At 48.9% G+C, this 728-nt stretch carries 1 protein-coding gene; it reads right to left on the bottom strand.

All coding sequences use genetic code 11. The annotated features are described in order from the left end of the window. Nucleotides 1-728, bottom strand: a 728-nt coding sequence (locus OI18_RS23445; protein ID WP_039144805.1) for a SprB repeat-containing protein, incomplete at both ends; no start/stop codon positions are given.

Here is a 728-nt window from a genome sequence, read left to right on the forward strand (position 1 = left end):
GCTGTTGCACCAGTTTGTACCGGCAGGGTATTCCAGGAATAAGTGTAAGGTGCAGTTCCACCTGTAACATTTACAGTGGCTGAACCTGTGGTCGTACCGAAGCAGTCAACATTATTACCAACTGTTGTTGCAGCCAGTACAGGCGGTTCAGTAATCGTTACCGTTGCCGTAGTGATACAACCCATTGCATCGATTACGGTTACCGTATAGGTTCCAGCAACCAGGCCGGTGGCGGTTGCACCGGTTTGTGCTGGCAGGGTGTTCCAGTTGTAAGTAAACGGTGCGGTGCCGCCGCTCACGTTTACAATAGCAGATCCTGTTGCTGTTCCAAAGCAAGCAACATTATTACCAACTGTTGTTGCAGCCAGTACAGGTGGTTCAGTGATCGTTACCGTTGCCGTAGTGATACAACCCATTGCATCAGTTACCGTAACCGTATAGGTTCCGGCAGTAAGATTAGATGCAGTGGCAGTTGTCTGTACCGGCGAAGTGTTCCAGCTGTAGGTAAACAATGCGGTTCCTCCTGTTACATTTACAGTGGCTGAACCTGTGGCCGTTCCAAAGCAGTCAACATTGTTACCAAACGTTGTTGCAGCCAGTACAGGTGGTTCCGTAATCGTAACCGTAGTGGTTGTAATACAACCTGCAGCATCAGTTACTGTAACAGTATAGGTTCCGGCGATAAGATTAGATGCAGTGGCAGTTGTCTGTACCGGTGAAGTGTTCCA

The sequence above is a fragment of the Flavihumibacter solisilvae genome (genome assembly GCF_000814475.1).
Lineage (GTDB): Bacteria > Bacteroidota > Bacteroidia > Chitinophagales > Chitinophagaceae > Flavihumibacter > Flavihumibacter solisilvae.